Origin of the sequence: Tumebacillus amylolyticus (genome assembly GCF_016722965.1) — a bacterium.
Classification (GTDB): domain Bacteria; phylum Bacillota; class Bacilli; order Tumebacillales; family Tumebacillaceae; genus Tumebacillus; species Tumebacillus amylolyticus.
In genome coordinates this window covers 136,139-156,080 of sequence record NZ_JAEQNB010000001.1, presented here as the reverse complement: position 1 = coordinate 156,080, position 19,942 = coordinate 136,139, and the positions used below count along the sequence as shown (strand labels likewise).

The window sequence follows — 19,942 nt, the reverse complement described above, 5'->3', positions numbered from 1 at the left end:
TTACCCCCTCTGTGCCTGCAAAAGTTGATCGACGGCGATGGAGCAACCGCGTGCTTCTGCGCCCTTGGCACGTCCGAGCAGAACGAAGCCGTGGTCCGTTTCATAGCCCATGTCTTCGGTCAGCAGGGCGAGCGACGAGTTCCAATTCGCGAGGTCATAGTGGGCGAGGACGCCGGTGCGGCCGCGTTCCACAGGTTGCAGAGTGTCAGGGTCGAGCACGACGGTACGCACCCACGCAGGGCCGACTTTGTCGTACAGAATCTCGCCGCCCGCCGCTTGCGTTTCCAAATTGCGGTCGTACATCTGAGAGCTCAACTCCGTCATGCCGTACATGTTGACGCAGTTCGCACGGTTGACGTGGAACACCGCTTGGAAGCTCGCGAGCAGTTCCTCCGCCGAGACTTCACGAGCTTGTCCCTTCAACCCGCCGGTATCGAAGATGCGGCTGCCTTCCGGGAGTTCGAACGAGAGCTTCGTTTCTTTGCAGTAGTCGAGGAAATGCACGAAGGCAAACGTCGCGCCCATCAGCATCACGGGGACGTTGCGGGCGACGAGGTCTTTCATGGTTTCGGCGAGGCGCGCCATTTCAAACCCGAGGCCTCGGTCGTAATAAAAACCGCTGTCCTCCGTCCCGAAGTTCTCCACCGCTTTCGTGAGATAGCGGGAGAGGGAGGAGTTTTCGTTGACATCGGCGGCGGGTGAGAGCACCAAAATCGCCATTTTGTCACGACCTGCCATGACAAATTTGCGGAACGGCGGCACCATCGACGCATCCCAGACTTGGAGGGTCGGATGGTAGTTCCGACCCTTTTTTGTCGGATCGGTACTGCCGCTGGTCATGAAGACCGCTTGGGCCTCCTCGACAGGCTCGCAGCTCATCGTCAGCTCCTTCCATGCTTGGAAGGGGATCGGCGGGATGTCTTGCCAATGTTTCACTGTGAGGGGGGACTTGCGGCGGGCTTGGCAGTATTTTTTGTAAGCGGGGTTGTGTTGGAATTGGTAGGCGAACAAGTCCAATGCCAGTTTGCCGAATGCCTCATTATGTACGCTCTCTAGATTGGAAGAGTCTGCGAACTCCTCGATATAGCTCAGCACGCGTTCCACGATACGCTCCGATGCTTCGCGCATGGTTGAATCCCTCCTGTTCTCCTCGAAAAAAAGGCCGACACGCGGTCGACCTCCCTCTTCCCTACTCTGCTCGACGCCCGAACACACGCGGGATCTGCACCAAGACCGCTTGCAGAACCACCGCAGACAACGCGCCGACCAGAACTGTATTCGTCAAAAACGGAGCGGCCCAGCCTGTGACTCCGTTACAAGCTTGCGGCAAAGCTACTGCCAGCAAAAGCGAAAGACCTGCCACCAATCGGTTGCTCTCGGTCTTCTCCATTCTGCCCAAAATCGAGACGCCGGTGATCACCAGAGACGCCGCCGCCGGCAAAAACAGACCGCCGACCACCGCATCGGGAGTCGAAGCGAGCACCGCCCCTGCCTTGGGCACGAAGCCGAGGAGGATGAAAATCAACCCGGCCACTATTACCGTAAACCTCGACCCAATCCCTGTCAAGCGAAGCAGGGAGACATTCTGCGCATACGCCGTGGTCGGAAAGCCTCCAACAAGTGTGGAGAGCATCGAGCCGACAGCCTCTCCCGCGAATCCGTTGCGAATTCGTTTGCCGTCGAGCGGGACGCCGACATACTCGGCGGCGACCGCGTAGACGCCCATCGCTTCAATCACTGCGACGATGTAGGCCACGAAAAATGTCGCGAACACGCTCCAATCGAGCGTCAAACTTCCATAAGGCAGCCATTGCGGGAGACCGAACCAAGCCTTTTCCCCCACGCTTGCAAATGACAGCTTGCCCGTTGCGAGTGCAATTCCGTCGCCCACGACCAATGCGATGAGAAATGCGTAGGATCGCCAGAGCCCTTTTCCAAAAGCAGAAAGCAAGATGACGAGCAGTGCGGTGGGAATCGACATCGCGAGCGTAGACCCGCTTAGAAAAGTAGGCGTTCCCGCCGAGCCGCCGAGAAATTCGTACAAGGTAAAGCCGGAAAGTGCAAAACCGACGACGGCGATTACCGTACCCGTTACGACAGGCGTGAAGAGCACACGCATTTTTTGCAGAACGCCGGTCAGGGCGAGCAACAGGACGATGCCTGCGCTCAACAGAATTCCGCCGCCTGCCGCCCCGAGACCTTTCGCTTTGCCCGCCGCGATCATCAGCGCGTCAAACGCCGCCGACGGACCTTGCACGACAGGCAAGCGTGCGAGTCTCATCGCTTGTAACAGCGTCACAACCCCCGCCGCTAAAAAAATCGCGTTGACCATGTTCGACGCGACGGCGACCGGCAACCCGATCAGCGCCGCCACGAACAGCGGGTCCAGCCAGACGTTCGACACGATCACATGCTGCAAGCCGTAGAGCAGAGTCGGCACAGGAGCCAGCTTGTCCTCCAAGCCCACGGCGAGTTTTTGTTCATTTCGTTCTTCTTCCACGTAAGTCCCTCTCCCTTTCCATTCGTAAAGGTTGCAAGTAAGTAGGGCACAGCAAAAAACCGCCCCTGCAGAGGAGCGGTTTTTACAAACACCACGATGGTACCCGTTTTTTTGAAAAACAGGGCCTTCCCTCCGCTGGCATTACCCAGATCAGGTCAACCAGTCGGCAACGGAGTTTCCTAGCTGCCCTCTCAGCCCGTTTCCACGAGCTCCTGTCGGTTTTACCATAGCAGTGACTTCAACAGCCGTCAATCCCACAGGCCATGCCGTCGCCTGGGGACTTTTGTTTGGTGTTGGCGAGTTCTTCGTCGATGATGCCTTCGAGTGCGGCTTGACCACGGACCCCTTCGAGGACGGTGTTGCCGATTTTGATCGTCGGCACGACTTGGATGTTGGCTTCGTGGTAGGCGTGGTGGAGCGCTTTTTGATGAACTTCTTTGTATGTTCGCGTTTCGAGGGCTTCTCGGAAGGCTTTTTCGTCCAAGCCGATTTCGCCTGCCAGTTTGGTGAGGACTTCGACGCTTCCGATGTCCTGCTCCTCTTGGAAGAACGCCTCGAACAGGCGGTGGTTGTATTCATTTGCTTTGCCGTGTTCCTTCACGAACTGGAACCCTTCAAACGCCAGATGGGTATGCGGTTGCGGGGAGACGCGGGGCAGGACCATTTTCAGCCCGAAGCGCTCCGCCATCGGATAGACCGATTGCGCCCACGCTCGCTGGAGATAGTCGCCCTCGACAAGCAACGTTTCATTGGGATACGGCCGCAATTCAAACGGCATCCATTCGACTTCGACGTCCTTGCCTGCGATTGCTTTTTGTAGCGGAACCTCCGCTAAGAAGCAGAACGGTCAGACATAGTCCGAGTACACCTGAATTTTCAACGTCATGTGATTCACTCCTATTTCAACAGGGTATTGGCTCAGTATACGCATTCTTATCCTGCACTTCTGTCAGATGGATTACGCGAAACTTTATATACAAATATGTTTCCTTAGTGCTATACTGAAACAAACAAATATTTCCAACAAGGAGTGAGCGATTTATGTTGAGCGAAAAGTATCTTGAACTTGGATTGATCGGATTAGGTCGGGCCGGTGAGGAAGGCGGTTGGTTCGGCGGACATACGGGGGCGGCGGTTTTGGCCGCTTTCTATATGAGTCGGGAAGAAAATCTGCCGGAGCATGTGCAGGTGGGGTTGCAACGGATGGCGGATCATTTTATTTCGAAGTTCCCGAAGTTGTTCGTGCCTTATGAGAAGGAGCAGGCCGACCCGGCGTTGCTGGAAGTCGTACTCGACGGCCTGCGGGCCAATGCAGCTCGTCTGAGTCATTCGGGGCATGGTCTCGCGTATGGGTTTCTTGCTTTGCGTGCGCTGACCGAGCGTCCCGACATGCTGATTCCAAGCCTTGTGAACGGGTTCTCCGTCACGTTGACGGAATCTTCGAAGGGCTCCGGCAACCGCTACTACGGGCTTGCGGACTACAGCACGTTCACCGTGGAGCAGGTCACGGAGATTCCGGCTTACAACAGTCTGCAAGATCTGGCGGAGCGTGCGTTGGAGGAGTGTCGGGTGATCGTCCCCACCATGACCCTTGGCGAAAAACGCTACCACTTCACAGGCGAAGTCGAGCATGGACTCACCCACGCGCAAGCTCTGATGGAGTTCGACCGTCTGGGGTACTCGTTCTTGACGGAGAGCGGCATGGTGAACCATCGCATCCAGATGCAGTTGAACCGCCGAATTCCGGAGGAGGTCCTGCACATGGAGATCGTGAATCCCCCGTTCGAGTCCCTGTTCGCGCCCGAATACTGGGAAAACGTCTACGATGACCCGCACTGCCTCAAAGTCCCCTACGCCGCTCTCTACCTGCTGAACCGGCTGCCGCAGGAGAAGCGTGCCAAGGCAGAGCGGGATGTCTGCAAGATTCTTTGCCAGATGAAGTAGAAAAAAGGCACTCCCACAACGAGTTGGGAGTGCCTTTTTTTGCAAGTGCCTCTCTTACATGGCCTCTTCTAGTAAAGTGCCACCGGTTTTTGCTTCTTGCTCTCCAAAAAGGAACTCCGTCACTTGGTTCTCTTGACGTTTCCTCACGAAGAACGGGTTGAGCACGGAGACCACGACGAAGTTCGCCGCCAGCCCCCAGAAGCCTTCGTAGATGCCGTGGGCCGAGTTGGTTGCGTAGACGGTGAAGGTGACAATGAGTCCGACGACCAGACCGGAGATCGTCGCTTCACGGGTTTGCGATCTCCAGAACAGCGAGAACACGATCGCCGGGAAGATTTGCACCATGCCGGAAACCCCGAGCAATTGCAGAGACACCAGCGCCGTCGGGAACAGCAGGCCGCAGACCAACGCCAACCCGATGACGACGAAGACCATCGAGCGGGTGACCATCGTGAGTTTTTTCGGTGCGACGTTCGGGTTGATCAAGTCGCGGTAGATGTTGTTCGCGAACAGATTCGAAGCCCCGATTGCCATGATCGAGCACGGAATCAACGATGCCAGCGCAATCGTCGCATACACGATGCCTTGCATCCCGCCTCCATACGAGGTGCGAACGAGTTCAAGCAACGCAAACTTCGCATCCGTCCCCGCAGGCAGAACAAGTTTCGCGACGATGCCGAGGAAAATCACGAGGATCAGCACGATGTTGTACACGGGGAGCAAGATCGTGTTCTTGCGCAGGGCATCCGCACTTTTTGACGTGAACACCCCGGTCGCCGCATGCGCCCACATGAACAGCGCGAGCGCCGAGACGAACGATGCGGTGATGAACCACGCGTAACTTTTCGGGCCGGAGGTGGGGATGGTGAGCATCTTCGGCGCTTTTTGGGTCAGCGTGTCCACCATCGAGCCCCAACTGCCGAAGTGAATCATCGGGAGCGAGACGACGAGGAACAGCATGACGACCCAGATCAGGATGTCTTTGATGATCGCGGTATACGTCGGGCCTTTGATGCCGCTGAAGAACGTGTAGAGAGCGACGAGAAGGAACGAAATGATGACGACGACTTTCACGTTGACGATGCCGGAGCCGGCGATTTGCAACGTATTTTGAATGCCGCTCAGTTGCAGGTCGATGTACGGGATGAGCATCAGCACGCCGACGATGGCGACCAGCGACGAGAGGAGTTTCGAGTCAAACCGTCCCTTCGCGTAGTCGGCGAGGGTGGTGTATTGGTAGGTTTTCGCGACTTTCCACAGTTTCGGGAGGAAGAAGTACGCGACGGAGTACGCCAAGATCGAGTACGGAATCGCAAAGAAAGCCAGCGACCCCACCGTGTAGGACTGCGAAGTCAGCGCGAGGAACGTATACGCCGTGTACAAGTCGGCCCCGACCAAGAACCAGACCAAGAGCGTGCCAAAACGTCGGCCGCCGACCGACCATTCCTCGACGGAGCTGCGGGACGATTTGTTTTTCCCCGCGAGGAACCCGATCAGGACCACGACCAACACGATACTGGCCGTAACGGATAAAGCGGTTGCGTTGCCTGTCATCCTTCGAACCTCCCTTGCGCTTTCTGAATCCGGTAGATGCTGTACGTGCAGAGCGGGCTCAGCACAATCCATAGGAACAGCCAAAACTGCAAGAACGGAAGCCCCAGAATGACCGGATCGATGCGATTCACCCACGGCAAAACGAGCAACTGCGCAACGAACGGCAAGAGTGCCAGACTGGCAATGAGAATTTTCGGAGAGATTTTGTTCATGGCTGCCTCCTCGTGAAATGATTATCGCCAATCATACGGCGAAGGCTGCAGATGTGCAATTCTAGTTTTCCGTATAATCTAATAATTCTGAGCATAGTGCGTGAGAATGCTTGCATTTGCTCCGGATTCCGTTTAGTTAAGTGGTGTTCAGGTAGAATTTGCCTACCGTACATTCGGTGGACTGCTCGACAGGCAGTCCATTATTTCAATTGACATCACCTGAAACTCATGAGAAATTGGAAGAAAAAGAGAGTTGGCGATGGAGATCGTGCCTCAAACAAAGCTGGTCTTAGTAGAAGGAATCATGGGTTCCGGAAAAACATCCACGGCCCAATTCGCCGCCGATGTCCTTGTAAAAAACGGACGTGCCACGGAGTTGTTTCTGGAAGGCAATCTCGACCACCCCGCCGATTATGATCGGGTTGCTTGTCTCAATGAAGCGACGTATCAGGAGTTTGTGAACCATCATCCGGAGTCGGAAGCAGAAATAGCCCCGTTTCTCACGCGAACCGGGGATGACATCCTCATTTCCTATGGAAAAATCGGCACGGCCCTCGCCCTGCCGCAGTTTGAAGAACTTGCGAAGTACGACATCTACGACGGGATCTCCCTGTCCAAACACCGCGAGCTCCTGCTCGCCCGCTGGTCCGAATTCGCCGCACAGCAAGCCAAGCGTGAGAGCACGGTGATCTTCGACTGCGCGTTTCTGCAAAACCCGATGTGCGCCTTCCTCGCGAAGCACAACGCAGGACGTGAAGCGGTCGTCGAGCACATCCGCAACTTGGCCGAGCTGATTCAACCACTCAATCCCCTGTTGATCTACTTCTACCAAACCAACATCCGCGAGTCGGTCGAACGAGTCTGCGAAGTCCGCTCCAAGGAATGGCTCGATTTCGTCATCTCCTACCACACCGAACAAGGCTACGGTTTGGAGCACGGTCTACACGGCTTCGACGGCCTCATCGAGTTCCTCCAAATGAGACAAGACCTCGAATTGGCGCTCCTCCCACAACTCCCCCTGAACACGTTGGTCCTCGAAAACTCCAACCACGACTGGGACACCCTCCTCCCGCAGATCGAGGAGAAGCTGATCAAGGGCTGAACAGCACATACCTCCCCGGTCCGATGAAGGCGACGCCGATCGTGACGGCGATGAGGACGAAGTTGTATTCGAAACCGTTGTTGGTCAGCCAGTATCCGTTTCGTCCGTGGACGGTGATGATGGCGTCGATCATGATGATCGTAATCAGTGCCGCCCCGAGCGGCGTCATCCAGCCCGCGGCGAACAGCAGGCCGCCGATGAGTTCGCAGGCGCCTGCGACGACCGCCCAGATCTTGCCGCCGGGTTTGATCCCGATCGATTCCAACCACTGCCCGGTCTCACTCACGCCTGTGCCCCCGAACCAGCCGAATAACTTTTGGGCTCCGTGCCCGACGAAGGTCAGTCCGATCACCAACCGAATGATCAAAAGTCCAAGTGCCGCCATCCAACCCAGGTGGAGATTGTCCATGGAGAACCCCTCTTTCCTTCCTCGTGTTACAAACCTCTCCTTACGTTCTCCCATTCCTCACTCCCTGATACCGCAAAAAAGACCTCGCCAACCGCAGTTGGCGAGGTCTTTTTTCCTTAGTCTACTACAGGGAACCAGCCCGGCGAGTTGATGATGGCTTGCCAGAGCGGGTCGGGGACGAGCACGCGGTCTTGGTCGTTTTTCGTGAGGGTGGTGATAATTTCCGATTCGCGACCCTCTTGAATTTTCTCCACCCAGTCCGGGTCGACGATCAGTTCACGGCCGATGGCGAGCAGCGGAGCGCCGGAAGCCAGCGCTTTTTGTGCGTCCTCGGCAGTATGAATCGATCCGACGCCCATGACCGGCACGCGATCTCCGACGCGGTCCACGATCCACTCGTAGCGGGTCTTGGACTCATCGGCCCCGCGTCTCGGACGGGACCAGAAGTCCATGAGCGAGACGTGGAGGTAGTCCAGTTCTTGGTCGGCCAGTGCGTTCACCAGTTCGAAGGTGTCCGCCATGGTGAAACCGTCCTCCTCTTGCTCTTCCGGGGAGAAACGGTAGCCGACGATGAACGGTTGCTTCGCGTGTTCGGCGACCGCTTTTTTCACAGCTGCGGTGACGGCGAGCGGGAAACGCATACGGTTTTCGAGACTTCCGCCCCATTGGTCGTCGCGGCGGTTCGTATGCGGGGAGAAGAATTGGTGAATCAGGTAGCCGTTCGCTCCGTGAATTTCCACGCCGTCGTAGCCCGCTTCAATCGCACGGCGGGTCGCCTCACCGAACGCGTCGATGATCTCGTGAATTTCAGGTTCGGTCAGCGGACGAGGCTGCTTGGCACCTTCGGCGTTCGGTGCCACGTCGCTTGCCGAAACGGTCTCGCCGTTCGGGACGAGCTCCGGCGGGCAGGCACGGCCTCCGTGGAAGATCTGCAGGATGACTTTGGCACCGCGTTGCTTGATGGCGGTCGCCAATTCGTTGAGGCTCTGGATCAGGTCATCGGTGTCTGCGCCGAATTCGCCGTGGAAACCCTTGCCGTTGGGTGTAACGTAAGTGCAAGCGGTGATGACAGCGCCGACGCCGTTCGAGCGACGCGCGTAGTACGCCACTTCTTCCTTGGTGACGGTGCCGTCCGGGTTCGAAGAGAAATTCGTCATCGGTGCCAACACGATGCGGTTTTTCAGCGTGATGCCGGAGCGAAGTGCGAAGTTTTCAAAAAGCGGTTTGAATTGTTCCTTCATGATCAGGCTCCCTTCCATTCCATCTGGCAAACTCAATTTTGCCCTGAGACGGACTGCTCTATAATGAACTTCATTTTATAAAGTTTCTCGCAGAAAGAAAGTGACGTGCCTTACGACTCGGAAGGAAGTTTTGGAAGCTGTACTTCAAAAGTTGATCCCACACCCGCTTGGCTTCGCACACGAACGGAGCCTGCGTGAAGGTCGATGATTTTTTTCACGATGGCGAGTCCCAGTCCGCTGCCGCCGCCGGTGATGGATCGGGTACGGGACTTGTCTCCCTTGTAAAAGCGTTCGAAGATGCGGAGTTGGTCTTCGGGGGAGATTCCGATGCCGGTGTCGGTGATGGAGACGCGGATGCCGGACTCCGTTTTTTCAAGTACGAGTTGCAAACTGCCGTGCGGAGGGGTGAACTTGATCGCGTTGTGGATCAGGTTCGTCCAGACTTGTCCCATCAGCTCTTCGTCGGCGACGACCGTCGTTTCGGGCAGGTCCAGCTCCAACTCCAAGTCTTTTTCCAGCCATTGCGGTTCGCAGGCGAGGATGACGTTGCGCAGTTGGATGTCGAGTCGGTAGGGCGTTGGTTCGAAGGGCTGGTGCTCCGATTCGAGAGAGGTCAGCTTCAAGAGGTTGTCGCTGAGTTTGGAGAGCCGCGTGCTCTCCGTCTCGATGATCGAGAGGTAATGCCGACGGTCCTCGGGGCTGAGGTCGTCGTTTTGCAACGTGTTGGCGAACCCGCGAATCGAGGTCAGCGGAGATTGAATTTCGTGTGAGACGTTGGAGATCAGCTCTTGGCGCAGCGTTTCCATCTGCTTCAACTCGTGTGCCATGTGGTTGAGCGTATCGACGAAGTCGCGCAACTGCCCTTGGAACTTCTCTTCGCGGTCGAGGACGATGTTGAAGTCGCCCTTGGCGATCCGCTTCAACGCGCCGTTGATCTCGCCCCAGAATTCGATCTGCTTCGGGCGGGCGAAGAGGTTAAAAACGAGAATCGCCGCCACCATCAGCAGAGAGCCCACGAACCAGTTGAGCAACTGCCTGGCAAAGTCCGGCCATTGGGCTCCCGTCGCAGCGAACCCCCACTTCGTCAAAAAATACCCCATAATAAACGCCGCAGCGCTGGCGGACATCATGATCCCGATGCTCGCCAACACTCTGGCAACAGTAAAATATCTCGTGGCCGGTCGTTTGGTCATGCAACGATCTCCAAGCGATACCCCAACCCGCGAATCGTGCTGATCCTAAGTGACACGCCCCAGTCTGAAAACCGTTCGCGCAGGCGGTTGATGTGAACGTCGAGCGTCCGTTCATTTCCGTCAAAGTCATAGCCCCAGACCGACTCGATCAATTGGTCCCGTGCCAGCGTCCGTCCGAGATGACTGCCCATCGTGAAGAGCAGATCGAATTCCTTGGGGGGCAACGTCACGGGTTGACCCTGAACTTTCACTTCGTACGTCTGCCGGTCGATCAGAAGTTCTGCAATCGCGACCTGCTGAGAAGCGGCGATCCGGTAGCGTTTGAGGAGTGCTTTGACCCGGGCGATCAGCTCGGGCGGGTCGAAGGGCTTCACCAAGTAGTCGTCCGTCCCCAGATCGAACCCTCGCACCTTATCGACCGTCTCGCCCTTCGCCGTCAGCATCAGAAGCGGGATGTCGTAGAGATTGCGCAATTCTCTGCACAGCGTCCAACCGTCCATGTTCGGCATCATGATGTCGAGGATGACCATGTCTGACGGGGTGGACTCCATCAGTTGCAGAGCCTCTCTCCCGTCGGCGGCTTCGCGGACGCCGAGGCCCTCTTTTTGCAAAATCACTCGAACGAGCTCTCGAATGTGGGGATCGTCGTCCACCACCAGTACATAGGCCATCCTCCACACACTCCTCTCTATCGGTTACTCCACTTGAATTTCCACGGAGTTCATTTTGAGCTGTCCGTCTGCAAATTCACGGTACAGCGGGTGCGTGTCGTATAGCTGTTGGTGTGTCCCGACGCCGGTGACACGCCCTTTTTCTACAAATACGATCGAGTCCGCATCGACCACCGTGGACAAGCGATGCGCGATCATGACGGTCGTGCGTCCTTGCATCAAGTTCTTCAACGCCTGTTGCACGACTTCCTCAGACTTGCTGTCCAAGTTCGACGTCGCTTCGTCGAGCATCAGAACCTGCGGATCACGAAGCAAGGCGCGGGCAATCGCAATTCTCTGCCGCTGTCCGCCCGATAATTTGATCCCGCGCTCTCCTACCTCTGTCTCGTATCCATTCGGCAGGTCTTGGATGAAACCCTCCGCGTACGCCATGCGGGCGGCGTTCACCATCTCTTCGTGCGAAATCTCGCGGTTGAGCCCGTAGCAGAGATTGTCTCGAATCGTCCCGACGAGGATCGGGCTTTCTTGGGACACATACCCGATGTTCTGCCTCCACGAGCGCAGCGAGAACTCGCGAACGTCCGTCTCCCCCAGTCGAATACAGCCCTCACTCGGTTCGTAAAAACGCTCCAACAGGGAAAAAAGGGTCGTCTTGCCCCCGCCGCTCGGACCGACGATGGCGGTAACTTTGCCCGCTTCGACGGTGATCGAGACGTCGTGCAGAATCGGTTCTTCCTCTTTGTAGGCAAACGAAACGCCGTCCACCAAGATTGGCTGTCGGAGATCGGTGACCTCCCGCCCAACGTCTTGGTCCTCCTCTTCGGACTCCAAGATGCCGATGATGCTCTCCGTCGCGCCCTTCGCTTTCTGAAACTGCGTGAAAAACTGCACGATCTGCGTCACCGGGAACATGATTTGGAACAGGTACATCAGAAACGCGACCAACTCCCCCGCCGTCATCGCGCCGGTGGAAACTTGCACGCCGCCAAAACCGATCAGCGCAACCAGCACGATCAAGATGAGGAAGGAGACAATCGGGGAAACGATCGCTTGCATCCGCGCTTCCTTGATCCCGAAATTGAACAGGTTCAGAATGCCGGTGCGACCTTGCTCGTACTCAATCGGTTCGGAACCGGACGCTTTGACCAACCGAATTTCCGAGACGACGCGGGAGATGACCGAGGTGAACTTGGCGTTCTCCGCTTGCGTCGCTTTTGAAATTTTGTACATGGCGCGGCCGACCGGAACCATGACGAGGGCGACGAACGGGAACAGCAGGAGGATGACCAGCGTCATTTTCCAATTCATCGAGAACATCAGCACAAGCGCCCCGACAATCGACAGAAGCCCGGTGAAAAACCCGGTGACGTTCTCGGTGACAAACCCTTTGATCACCGCCGTGTCGTTCGTCAGGCGCGAGATCGTGTCGCCCGTTTCCTTGCTGTCGTAGTACGGAACGGGAAGTCGAAGCAACTTGCTCCACAAACGGTCTCGAATGGCCGAGACGATTTTATTGCCGCCGTAGTGCAGCAGGTACACCGAAACCCCACCGGACAACAGCTGTGCCAGAAGAGCCCCCACCATGCCCGCAATTTGCGCGCCGCTGAGCGACCCGATTGAAAACCCGTTGACCAAACCCTTTGTAAAAAGCGGAATCGTAAGTCCCACCAACGTGTTCACCATGCTGAGGAGCACCGCAATCGCCAGCACGAGCTTCGGCGGATTCGTCTCTAGGATAAGCCGCGCGAAACGCCGGACTTGGGTGTCTTGCTTTTTCATGAGGCATCACTCCTAACCTTTATGGTCTCTACTGTACCCCTGCTGTGTAAACGCAATATAAACAAAAAAAAGACCGCACTCCAGGTCCGTCGCCCCCGTCTTGTTGAACATGGAAAAAAATGCTAACGTAGAAGTACAAAAAAAGGGGGCTTGCAGCAGATGGACATGAACCGCTTGAAGCAACAGATTGGATTCCTCGTCGAAATTGACAAGTTGAAAAGCATATACAGACGAGCCGTCCTCGTCGACCGCTCTCGACATGAGAACGACGCCGAGCACTCCTGGCATTTGGCGATGATGGCGTTGATTTTGCACGAACACGCCAACGACCCCGGAGTCGATTTGCTGCGCGTGGTGAAGATGGTGCTGATTCATGATATCGTGGAAATCGATGCGGGCGATGTGTCCGCCTACGATCTGGCAGGCCAGCAAGACAAGCAAGTGCAGGAGTTGAAAGCTGCCCATCGCCTGTTCGGGATGCTGCCCGAGGAGCAAAAAACCGAGATGTTCGAGCTGTGGCAAGAGTTTGAGGAGAGAAGTACGCCCTCGTCTCAGTTTGCAGCCGCTCTGGACCGACTGGCACCGCTCTTGCACAACTACCACACCGAGGGGGCCACTTGGAAGGAGCATGGCATCACGCTCGACATGGTGATGACCCGCAATGCCCAGATCGGGCAAGGCTCCGAGGCTCTCTGGCAGTTCGCGCAGGAACTCATCCGCGATGCTGTGGAAAAAGAGTACCTGCCTCTCGACTGAACCAGGATCGTGACCGCAGAGTTGCGGGAGATGCTTTGATTCATAAAAAAAGGGAGCCCCGCGGTGTCGCGGTAGGCTCCCTTTTTTCCGTGTGAAGCTTATTTCACTTGAAACGAGCTCTTCAAGGAGACGATCAAGTTGAAGACTTTGTGTTCCGGCGTGCTGTGCTTCGGGTCCACGTTGAAGTAGCCGTGGCGGAAGAACTGGAACTTGTCTTGCGGTTTTGCGTCTTGCAGGTCCGCTTCGACGAAGCCGTGGACGATTTCCAGCGAATTCGGGTTGAGGCGGTCGATGAAGTCGCCGTCGTTTTTGTCCCCGGTCAGCAGGGATTCGTACAGACGGAACTCCGCCGGAACGGCGCTCTTGGCATCGACCCAGTGGATCGTGCCTTTGACTTTGCGGCCCGTGAAGCCGCTGCCGCTCTTGGTTTCGACGTCGTAGGTGCAGTGCAGTTCGACCACGTTGCCCGCTTCGTCCTTGATCACGTCGTTGCATTTAATGAAGTAGGCGTTTTTGAGACGCACTTCGTTGCCGGGGAACAGGCGGTGGTATTTCGCCGGCGGCACTTCCATGAAGTCGTCCTGTTCGATGTAGATCTCGCGCGAGAACGGAATTTGCTTCGTGCCCATCTCCGGAACTTCCGGGTTCACTTCAGCTTCGAGCAGCTCCGATTGGTCCTCCGGGTAGTTGGTGATGACGACCTTGAGCGGACGGACGACGCCCATGGTGCGCGGAGCTTTCAGCTTGAGGTCTTCGCGGATGTAGTGTTCGAGCATTTTGTAGTCCACTTCGCCGCCGCCAAGCGTAACGCCCAGTTCACGAACGAAGGCGCGGATCGCTTCCGGAGTGAACCCGCGTCGGCGCAATGCAGAGATCGTCGGCATGCGCGGGTCGTCCCAACCGTCGACAACTTGCTCGTCCACGAGCTTTTTCAAAAAGCGCTTGCTCATGATCGTGTCGGTGAGGTTCAAGCGGCCGAATTCGTATTGGTGCGGGACGTGCGGCATCTCGCATTCACGGACCACCCAGTCGTAGAGCGGGCGTTGGTCGCGGAATTCGAGCGAGCAGAGCGAGTGCGAGACGCCCTCGATCGCGTCTTCGAGCGGGTGCGCAAATGCGTACATCGGGTAGATGCACCATTGGTCGCCGGTATGGTGGTGCGTGGTGTGCGAGATGCGGTAGATGACCGGGTCGCGCAAGTTGATGTTCGGAGAGGTCATGTCGATCTTGGCGCGCAGGACTTTTTCGCCGTCCTTGAATTCGCCCTTGCGCATGCGGTCGAACAGATCGAGATTCTCCTCGACGGAGCGGTTGCGGAACGGGGAGTTCTCGCCCGGTTCGGTCAGGGTGCCGCGAGTTTGGCGGATCTCTTCGGCAGACAGATCATCGACAAACGCGAGCCCTTTTTTGATCAGCAGTACGGCGCGGTCGTACATTTCTCCGAAGTAATCGGAGGCGAAAAACAGTCCGTCCCATTCAAAACCGAGCCATGCGATATCTTCTTTGATCGCTTTGACGTACTCGACATCTTCTTTGAGCGGATTCGTGTCGTCGAAGCGCAGGTTGGTTTTGCCGTTGTAGTCCTTGGCGATTTCGAAGTTGATGCAGATCGCCTTGGCATGTCCGATATGTAAGTAGCCATTCGGTTCCGGCGGGAATCGGGTGATGACGGTGCTGACCTTGCCCGCTTTCAGGTCCTCTGTGATAATCTCCCGAATGAAGTCGGAAGAGTTCGATGTGTTTTCCATGGTACCAACCTTTCGACATGTACTGAAGTCACATGAATAGTTTGCTTCTATCATACAAAAAAAGCAGGGTTCGGGGAAAGGAGTTTTTCTCTAAACTTGCCTCTGTACTAGGCTTGCCAACAAATGTTCATATCGTTCCTTCATCAGAGGGGCAGTTAAGTGCGTAATTCCGAGGTCCACCCAGCCTTGGTAGACGGCGGGCGGGTTCGGGAGCCACTCCAGGAGCGAGATGAGGTCCCAGTAGGGTTCGTAGGTGAAGGAAGGTCCCGCGAGTTTTTGGTACTCATCTAAAAAGCGGTCGGCAGCCTCCTGACCGATGAGGAGCGCGAGATTGAGTCGGCAATGTCCGACGTCCACACCCGCAGGGCCTCGGCAGGCGTTGACCCAATCGACAACGCCGCTGACACGTCCGTTTTGCCAGAGGACGTTCGTGGGGTGGTAGTCGCGGTGGAGGAAGCACTCACGGGTTTGCGGGCGAGGGCCGCGTGCGATCTCAAAGGCGCGGTGCCAGAGGTCTTGGTGTTCCGACCACGCCGGAATTTGCAGTTTCATCGGATCGTTGTAGGAGCGATACGACCGCTCGTAGCCTTCCGCTGAGACTTGGTGAATTTGGACGAGCGTTTCTGCGAGTTGATGGAGCCAGTTGTTCAAGTTCTCAGGTTGGAGTACGACCGAGCCGGGCAGTTTCGTCATGAGGACGGCAGGGATTTCGGACTCGCTGTAGGCGATCAACTGCGGGGTGTTGATTGCTGCCTCCTGAGCCCATCTCAAACTCTCCGCTTCATGCTGCGCGAGGTCCGGTTCTACTTCGAGCCATTCTCGGAGCGTAAACTGACGGAGGACTACATGCTCGACTTCCCCGTTCACGAGAAGCTCCACACGATGAAGCGTGGAGGACATCCCGCCTTTTAACGGAGTCATCGAGAGAATTTCCGTGCTTCCCTCGACTGATTGAAGAATCCACTTCTCTACGTCTTCCATACTGGACACGCCCCGATAACTTTTTTATTTTGAACTAAAGAACAGATGTTCCTCTTCTAATTCTTCTATGATAGAATACAACCAACACAATTGAATAGGCTCCTCAAGGGTGGTCGGCTCATCCCCTGTTGAAAGGGGGTGAGATCGGTATGACGGAATTTCAGATTTTGACGGTGATGATTGCATTTGGAACATTGGTTGCGGCAATCATTTTCGGATTGATCAATGTGTTCCTCAACATACTAAACCTACTAAAAAAGAAGTAGACCTCCCTTGAGCTACCAGGCTTAGAGGTCTACTTCTTTAAGCAATTTTGAGCCGACACCCTTGACGGGTATCAGTTGTGCAAATGACCGTAGGTGTTTCCCGCACCTGCGGTCACTTTTTAGTTTACGCGTTTCTTGTGATGTTATTCTACCACAAGCAGGGACCGCTTCTCAATCGCTGTGCACGACTCGGATTTTCTCATCAAGCAATTGGAACGCTTTTTGCAGCACTTCTTTGGGAACTGTGGAGTAGCAATCGCCGATGGAGATTTCGGAATAGGAGGTGGTCTCGTTGATTTCTCGGAGGTAGGCGGTCAGGCCGACACCCGTTTCTTCATACACGGAGACCAGAATCGACTCGAGCTTCTCTTTCGGCAAATGGAAGTGTACGTGGAACATGTTCGACACGGGGACGGCCGGTTTTGTTTCAATGGCTTGGCATTGATTGAAGTACCCCGCCAGTTCCTTCGCTTCTTCGTAGTACTGTTCCATCTTGGGCAGTCTTTGGTCGAAGTAAAAATCGGCGCTCAAGATGTACGGGTACAGGGAGATCAAATCCCCGCCGTGGCGGCGTTTCCAGACCTTGGACTCCTTGGTGAACGCTTCATTCCCCGCCAGAATCGCCCCTGCAATCCCGCCGATTCCTTTGTAAAAAGAAACATACACGCTATCGAACAGCGCGCAGACCTCCTCCGCCGACTTTTGATAAAAAGGCAGAATCTCCAGAAGTCGAGCGCCGTCGAGATGCAATGCGATGCCCTTTTCCCGGCAATGGGCCGAGATCGCTTCGAGCTCCGCGTACTCCGGCAACTGCCCGCCGATCTCGCGCTGCGGGAGCTCCAGCAACAAGCAGGCGACGTCTTCTTTCATATTCAGGACATCTTCCAAATGAATCACGCCGTCCCGCTCCCCGAGCAAGATCGGTTCGAGATGGTGTAGTTCCTTCAACCCGTCTTGCTCGTGAATCTCTAAATGAGACAACGGATGGTAGGCAACCCGTTTCAACCCTTTTTGATCCGACCAGATGCGCAGAGCAATTTGCTGTGCCATCGTGCCGCTCGGGAAAAACACGGCGCTTTCCTTCCCCAAATATTTCGCCATCTTGGTTTGAAAGTCTTCGATGAGCTTGCCTGAGCCGTACATATCGCTCTCGATATCGCCCTCGATGACGTCCAACGCATCTTTCAATATCTGAACGTTTCGCTTGCCGTGACCCGCTACTTGGTAGGCAGTTTGGTTGAAGGCTTTCAATAATTTGTTCTCTTGGTTCACCGGGTGTCACTCCTTCCATGTTGTCTCTATCTTACCACAACGCAAAAGTAAACCCCTCGTCGGCGACGAGGGGTCAGAGAACTACCTCATATTATTGATGATTTGCAAGGGATCTGCGGTATTCCCGCTTGCCGTATGGGTCACGGTCGTACCTTGAAGCGCGAAACCAGCCAGAACACCCAACATCAGAGCAAACGCCAATTTTTTCTTCATCATGATACCTCCAATTTTATAAAAATATTCTGATTTTTTAGCGAATTCCTTCGCTTGTTTCGATTGTAACACGCACACAACGGCTAATCAACTTATTTTTAATTATCTTGTATTTTTATTTACACACTTGCGTACGCGCATTAAAAAAAGCCCGTCACAAGTGAGCGTGACCGGCTTTCCATGTCTATCTGAATCAATCTCCGTCCGGAAGCGGCAAGTACAGGTCCACCGTCGTCCCCACTCCCACTTCGCTTGCGATTTCCAGTGTTCCCTGATGCCCTTCGATGATTTTTTTGCTGACCATGAGGCCGAGTCCCGTGCCTTTGGTCTTCGTTGTATAAAAAGGCTCGCCGAGGCGCGCGAGTTGCTCTTGGGGAATTCCCTTGCCCTCGTCCTGAACGCGAATCCGCATGTGGGAGGGGTCCGCAAGAGTCGCTTCCACGCGGATCGTACCACCGCCCGGCATCGCTTCGATGGCATTTCTGATAAAGTTGATCAGCACTTGTTTCATTTGGTTTTCGTCACAATCAAGTGCGGGCAAGTCATCCTCCAAGAGAGCTTGAATCTGAATGTTGTGCAGGATCGCCTGCGCTTCACTGAGCGTCAACACATCTTGGATGATCGGGCTGATCTCCTTACGTTTAAAGACATTGGCTTGTGGCTTGGCCAACACAAGCAGCTCGCTCACGATCAATTCAATGCGGCTCAATTCAGATGCCATGACGTCGAGATATTTGCTCTGCGAGTCGTGGTCATAGCTCATCAACTGCACAAACCCTTTTAAAGCGGTGAGCGGATTTCGAATTTCATGCGCCATGCCGGCCGCCAATTCCCCCGCGATGCTCAGCTTTTCCGTCTGGATCAGCATCTCCTCCGATTGCTTGTTCTTGGTGATGTCGCGGCAGGTGCCGCTCACTCCGATGACTTTCCCCTGAGAGTTGCGCACGGGGGACAGCGTGGCGCTGACATGAATCAAACGTCCGTCCTTGCACCGGCGTTGCGTTTCGTACCCACTCTTGCGATTTCCCAACTTGATCTCTTGATGCAACTCGTGAATTTGCGCTGCCAAAAAGTCGGGCACGATCGGCAACATGTTCCCGACGACTTCCTCTTCGGACCAGCCAAACAACGTTTCAAACGCCGGGTTGACCTGTTGCACGCGATCTTCGAGATCGATCATCCAAATCGCATCTGCGCTGTTTTCAACAAACGCTTCCAGCAAGTCCTTGGCTTTGCGAAGTTCTTCCTCTGCCCGCTTCGTGTGCGTAATGTCACGGCAGGTTCCGCTCACGCCAATGACTTCCCCTTGTTTGTTTCGCACAGGCGACAACGTGGCGCTGACGTAGATCAGGCGGCCGTCTTTGCACAGGCGTTGCGTCTCATAGCCGCTTTTCGAATGGCCCGCCTTGACCTCTTGGTGGACCTGCTCAATTTCACACAACAAAAAATCGGGGATGATCGGCAGCCGGTTCCCGACGACATCCTCAGCCGTCCACCCAAACAACATTTCAAACGCCGGGTTGATTTGCTGAACACGTTCGTCGAGATCGATCATCCAGATCGCATCCATGCTGTTGAGAACAAACGACTCCAGCATCTCCTTGGTTTTGCGCAATTCTTCCTCCGCGTGTTTCGTCGCGGTTATATCACGGCAGGTTCCACTGATGCCGATGACTTCTCCGTTCGCATCCCGTACGGGTGACAACGTGGCGCTGACGTAGATCAAGCGTCCGTCCTTGCACAGCCGTTGCGTTTCGTACCCGCTTGCGTAGTGTCCCGCTTTGATTTTTTGATGCAGTTGTTCGATCTCTCCCGCCAAATTCTCGGGCACGATCGGCAAGCTGTTCCCGATGACATCCTCTTTCGTCCAGCCAAACAGCGATTCGAACGCCGGATTGATTTGCCGGACGCGTTCTTCCAGATCAACCACCCAAATTGCATCTGCACTATGGAGAAGAATGGATTCCAACTGTAGTTTTCCGTTGGGTGCCATGTTCACTTGTTTATCCCACTCATCAGCCATTGGTAAGACCCCCTATTTATATGTTTTTTATCTATATACAAACAATATAGGAGCCTTCTGCATCCTCATTTTTTGATT

The 19,942-nt window shown here is 55.3% G+C and carries 19 protein-coding genes and 1 riboswitch; of the genes, 4 read left to right on the top strand and 15 right to left on the bottom strand.

The window, feature by feature from the left end; genetic code table 11:
- The 3 genes from JJB07_RS00765 to JJB07_RS00755 all read right to left on the bottom strand — a co-directional run bounded on the left by JJB07_RS00765 (position 1) and on the right by JJB07_RS00755 (position 3,386).
- Entirely contained in the window at positions 1-1,128 is a 1,128-nt protein-coding gene (locus tag JJB07_RS00765) for a LuxE/PaaK family acyltransferase (RefSeq protein ID WP_201630316.1), read from the bottom strand.
- A 61-nt stretch (positions 1,129-1,189) separates the two neighbouring features.
- Positions 1,190-2,500 carry a solute carrier family 23 protein gene (locus tag JJB07_RS00760; protein ID WP_201630314.1) on the bottom strand — a complete coding sequence of 437 codons (1,311 nt, stop codon included), beginning with the start codon at positions 2,498-2,500 and terminating at the stop codon, positions 1,190-1,192.
- A gap of 110 nt (positions 2,501-2,610) precedes the next feature.
- Positions 2,611-2,726, bottom strand: a riboswitch (TPP riboswitch).
- Positions 2,727-2,738: 12 nt separating this feature from the next.
- Positions 2,739-3,386: a DsbA family oxidoreductase gene (locus JJB07_RS00755; protein ID WP_201630312.1), complete on the bottom strand. Its 648-nt coding sequence runs from the start codon at positions 3,384-3,386 to the stop codon at positions 2,739-2,741.
- 155 nt (positions 3,387-3,541) lie between these two features.
- On the opposite strand from JJB07_RS00755, the gene JJB07_RS00750 reads away from it, so the two are divergent.
- Positions 3,542-4,444, top strand: coding sequence for a hypothetical protein (locus tag JJB07_RS00750; RefSeq protein WP_201630310.1), 903 nt, complete (start codon positions 3,542-3,544; stop codon positions 4,442-4,444).
- Positions 4,445-4,498: 54 nt separating this feature from the next.
- On the opposite strand, the gene JJB07_RS00745 is transcribed toward JJB07_RS00750, so the two are convergent.
- Both JJB07_RS00745 and JJB07_RS00740 read right to left on the bottom strand, forming a co-directional pair.
- Positions 4,499-5,998, bottom strand: coding sequence for a sodium:solute symporter family protein (locus JJB07_RS00745; protein ID WP_201630308.1), 1,500 nt, complete (start codon positions 5,996-5,998; stop codon positions 4,499-4,501).
- Complete coding sequence (locus tag JJB07_RS00740) at positions 5,995-6,210, bottom strand: DUF3311 domain-containing protein (protein WP_201630306.1); 216 nt, start codon at positions 6,208-6,210, stop codon at positions 5,995-5,997. Before JJB07_RS00740 ends, JJB07_RS00745 begins: the two co-directional genes overlap by 4 nt.
- Positions 6,211-6,469: 259 nt before the next feature.
- Between JJB07_RS00740 and JJB07_RS00735 the strand changes: the two genes are divergently transcribed.
- The gene (locus JJB07_RS00735; RefSeq protein WP_201630304.1) at positions 6,470-7,312 is read left to right on the top strand and encodes a P-loop NTPase family protein; all 843 of its coding nucleotides are present in this window, start codon (positions 6,470-6,472) and stop codon (positions 7,310-7,312) included.
- Here the strand turns inward: JJB07_RS00735 and JJB07_RS00730 are convergent.
- The 5 genes from JJB07_RS00730 to JJB07_RS00710 form a co-directional block, all read right to left on the bottom strand.
- Positions 7,302-7,697 (bottom strand): DoxX family protein, encoded by a 396-nt coding sequence (locus JJB07_RS00730; protein ID WP_201632612.1) that lies wholly within the window; start codon positions 7,695-7,697, stop codon positions 7,302-7,304. The genes JJB07_RS00735 and JJB07_RS00730 overlap by 11 nt on opposite strands.
- Before the next feature lie 140 nt (positions 7,698-7,837).
- A complete protein-coding gene (locus tag JJB07_RS00725; RefSeq protein WP_201630302.1) occupies positions 7,838-8,962 on the bottom strand; it encodes an NADH-dependent flavin oxidoreductase in 1,125 nt (374 codons plus the stop codon).
- A 110-nt stretch (positions 8,963-9,072) separates the two neighbouring features.
- Positions 9,073-10,155, bottom strand: a complete 1,083-nt coding sequence (locus tag JJB07_RS00720) for a sensor histidine kinase (protein ID WP_201630300.1) — start codon at positions 10,153-10,155, stop codon at positions 9,073-9,075.
- On the bottom strand, positions 10,152-10,826 hold the full coding sequence (locus tag JJB07_RS00715) for a response regulator transcription factor (RefSeq protein WP_201630298.1): 675 nt from the start codon (positions 10,824-10,826) through the stop codon (positions 10,152-10,154). Before JJB07_RS00715 ends, JJB07_RS00720 begins: the two co-directional genes overlap by 4 nt.
- 24 nt (positions 10,827-10,850) lie before the next feature.
- A complete protein-coding gene (locus tag JJB07_RS00710; RefSeq protein ID WP_201630296.1) occupies positions 10,851-12,605 on the bottom strand; it encodes an ABC transporter ATP-binding protein in 1,755 nt (584 codons plus the stop codon).
- A 159-nt stretch (positions 12,606-12,764) separates the two neighbouring features.
- Here JJB07_RS00710 and JJB07_RS00705 point away from each other — a divergent pair, with 159 nt between their 5' ends.
- The gene (locus JJB07_RS00705) at positions 12,765-13,361 is read left to right on the top strand and encodes an HD domain-containing protein (RefSeq protein ID WP_201630294.1); all 597 of its coding nucleotides are present in this window, start codon (positions 12,765-12,767) and stop codon (positions 13,359-13,361) included.
- Between the two features lie 98 nt (positions 13,362-13,459).
- Here JJB07_RS00705 and JJB07_RS00700 read toward each other — a convergent pair whose 3' ends face one another.
- Positions 13,460-15,109 (bottom strand): glutamine--tRNA ligase/YqeY domain fusion protein, encoded by a 1,650-nt coding sequence (locus JJB07_RS00700; RefSeq protein WP_201630292.1) that lies wholly within the window; start codon positions 15,107-15,109, stop codon positions 13,460-13,462.
- 90 nt (positions 15,110-15,199) lie between these two features.
- Positions 15,200-16,090 carry a phosphotransferase family protein gene (locus JJB07_RS00695; protein ID WP_201630290.1) on the bottom strand — a complete coding sequence of 297 codons (891 nt, stop codon included), beginning with the start codon at positions 16,088-16,090 and terminating at the stop codon, positions 15,200-15,202.
- Between the two features lie 149 nt (positions 16,091-16,239).
- On the opposite strand from JJB07_RS00695, the gene JJB07_RS24470 reads away from it, so the two are divergent.
- Positions 16,240-16,356 carry a putative holin-like toxin gene (locus tag JJB07_RS24470; RefSeq protein WP_430727192.1) on the top strand — a complete coding sequence of 39 codons (117 nt, stop codon included), beginning with the start codon at positions 16,240-16,242 and terminating at the stop codon, positions 16,354-16,356.
- A gap of 171 nt (positions 16,357-16,527) precedes the next feature.
- Here the strand turns inward: JJB07_RS24470 and JJB07_RS00690 are convergent, their stop codons facing one another.
- The 3 genes from JJB07_RS00690 to JJB07_RS00685 form a co-directional block, all read right to left on the bottom strand.
- Positions 16,528-17,628, bottom strand: a complete 1,101-nt coding sequence (locus JJB07_RS00690; RefSeq protein ID WP_201630288.1) for a beta-eliminating lyase-related protein — start codon at positions 17,626-17,628, stop codon at positions 16,528-16,530.
- 81 nt (positions 17,629-17,709) lie between these two features.
- The gene (locus JJB07_RS24150; RefSeq protein WP_283809033.1) at positions 17,710-17,841 is read right to left on the bottom strand and encodes a hypothetical protein; all 132 of its coding nucleotides are present in this window, start codon (positions 17,839-17,841) and stop codon (positions 17,710-17,712) included.
- A gap of 193 nt (positions 17,842-18,034) precedes the next feature.
- Complete coding sequence (locus JJB07_RS00685; RefSeq protein ID WP_201630286.1) at positions 18,035-19,864, bottom strand: PAS domain-containing sensor histidine kinase; 1,830 nt, start codon at positions 19,862-19,864, stop codon at positions 18,035-18,037.
- Positions 19,865-19,942: the final 78 nt, after the last annotated feature.

What these genes read in the sequence shown, in the direction of transcription:
- JJB07_RS00765 (WP_201630316.1), bottom strand. Translation starts at nt 1,128, where the DNA reads ATGCGCGAAGCATCGGAGCGTATCGTGGAACGCGTGCTGAGCTATATC.
- JJB07_RS00750 (WP_201630310.1), top strand. Translation starts at nt 3,542, where the DNA reads ATGTTGAGCGAAAAGTATCTTGAACTTGGATTGATCGGATTAGGTCGG.
- JJB07_RS00745 (WP_201630308.1), bottom strand. Translation starts at nt 5,998, where the DNA reads ATGACAGGCAACGCAACCGCTTTATCCGTTACGGCCAGTATCGTGTTG.
- JJB07_RS00740 (WP_201630306.1), bottom strand. Translation starts at nt 6,210, where the DNA reads ATGAACAAAATCTCTCCGAAAATTCTCATTGCCAGTCTGGCACTCTTG.
- JJB07_RS00735 (WP_201630304.1), top strand. Translation starts at nt 6,470, where the DNA reads ATGGAGATCGTGCCTCAAACAAAGCTGGTCTTAGTAGAAGGAATCATG.
- JJB07_RS00730 (WP_201632612.1), bottom strand. Translation starts at nt 7,697, where the DNA reads ATGGCGGCACTTGGACTTTTGATCATTCGGTTGGTGATCGGACTGACC.
- JJB07_RS00725 (WP_201630302.1), bottom strand. Translation starts at nt 8,962, where the DNA reads ATGAAGGAACAATTCAAACCGCTTTTTGAAAACTTCGCACTTCGCTCC.
- JJB07_RS00720 (WP_201630300.1), bottom strand. Translation starts at nt 10,155, where the DNA reads ATGACCAAACGACCGGCCACGAGATATTTTACTGTTGCCAGAGTGTTG.
- JJB07_RS00715 (WP_201630298.1), bottom strand. Translation starts at nt 10,826, where the DNA reads ATGGCCTATGTACTGGTGGTGGACGACGATCCCCACATTCGAGAGCTC.
- JJB07_RS00710 (WP_201630296.1), bottom strand. Translation starts at nt 12,605, where the DNA reads ATGAAAAAGCAAGACACCCAAGTCCGGCGTTTCGCGCGGCTTATCCTA.
- JJB07_RS00705 (WP_201630294.1), top strand. Translation starts at nt 12,765, where the DNA reads ATGGACATGAACCGCTTGAAGCAACAGATTGGATTCCTCGTCGAAATT.
- JJB07_RS00700 (WP_201630292.1), bottom strand. Translation starts at nt 15,109, where the DNA reads ATGGAAAACACATCGAACTCTTCCGACTTCATTCGGGAGATTATCACA.
- JJB07_RS00695 (WP_201630290.1), bottom strand. Translation starts at nt 16,090, where the DNA reads ATGGAAGACGTAGAGAAGTGGATTCTTCAATCAGTCGAGGGAAGCACG.
- JJB07_RS24470 (WP_430727192.1), top strand. Translation starts at nt 16,240, where the DNA reads ATGACGGAATTTCAGATTTTGACGGTGATGATTGCATTTGGAACATTG.
- JJB07_RS24150 (WP_283809033.1), bottom strand. Translation starts at nt 17,841, where the DNA reads ATGAAGAAAAAATTGGCGTTTGCTCTGATGTTGGGTGTTCTGGCTGGT.
- JJB07_RS00685 (WP_201630286.1), bottom strand. Translation starts at nt 19,864, where the DNA reads ATGGCTGATGAGTGGGATAAACAAGTGAACATGGCACCCAACGGAAAA.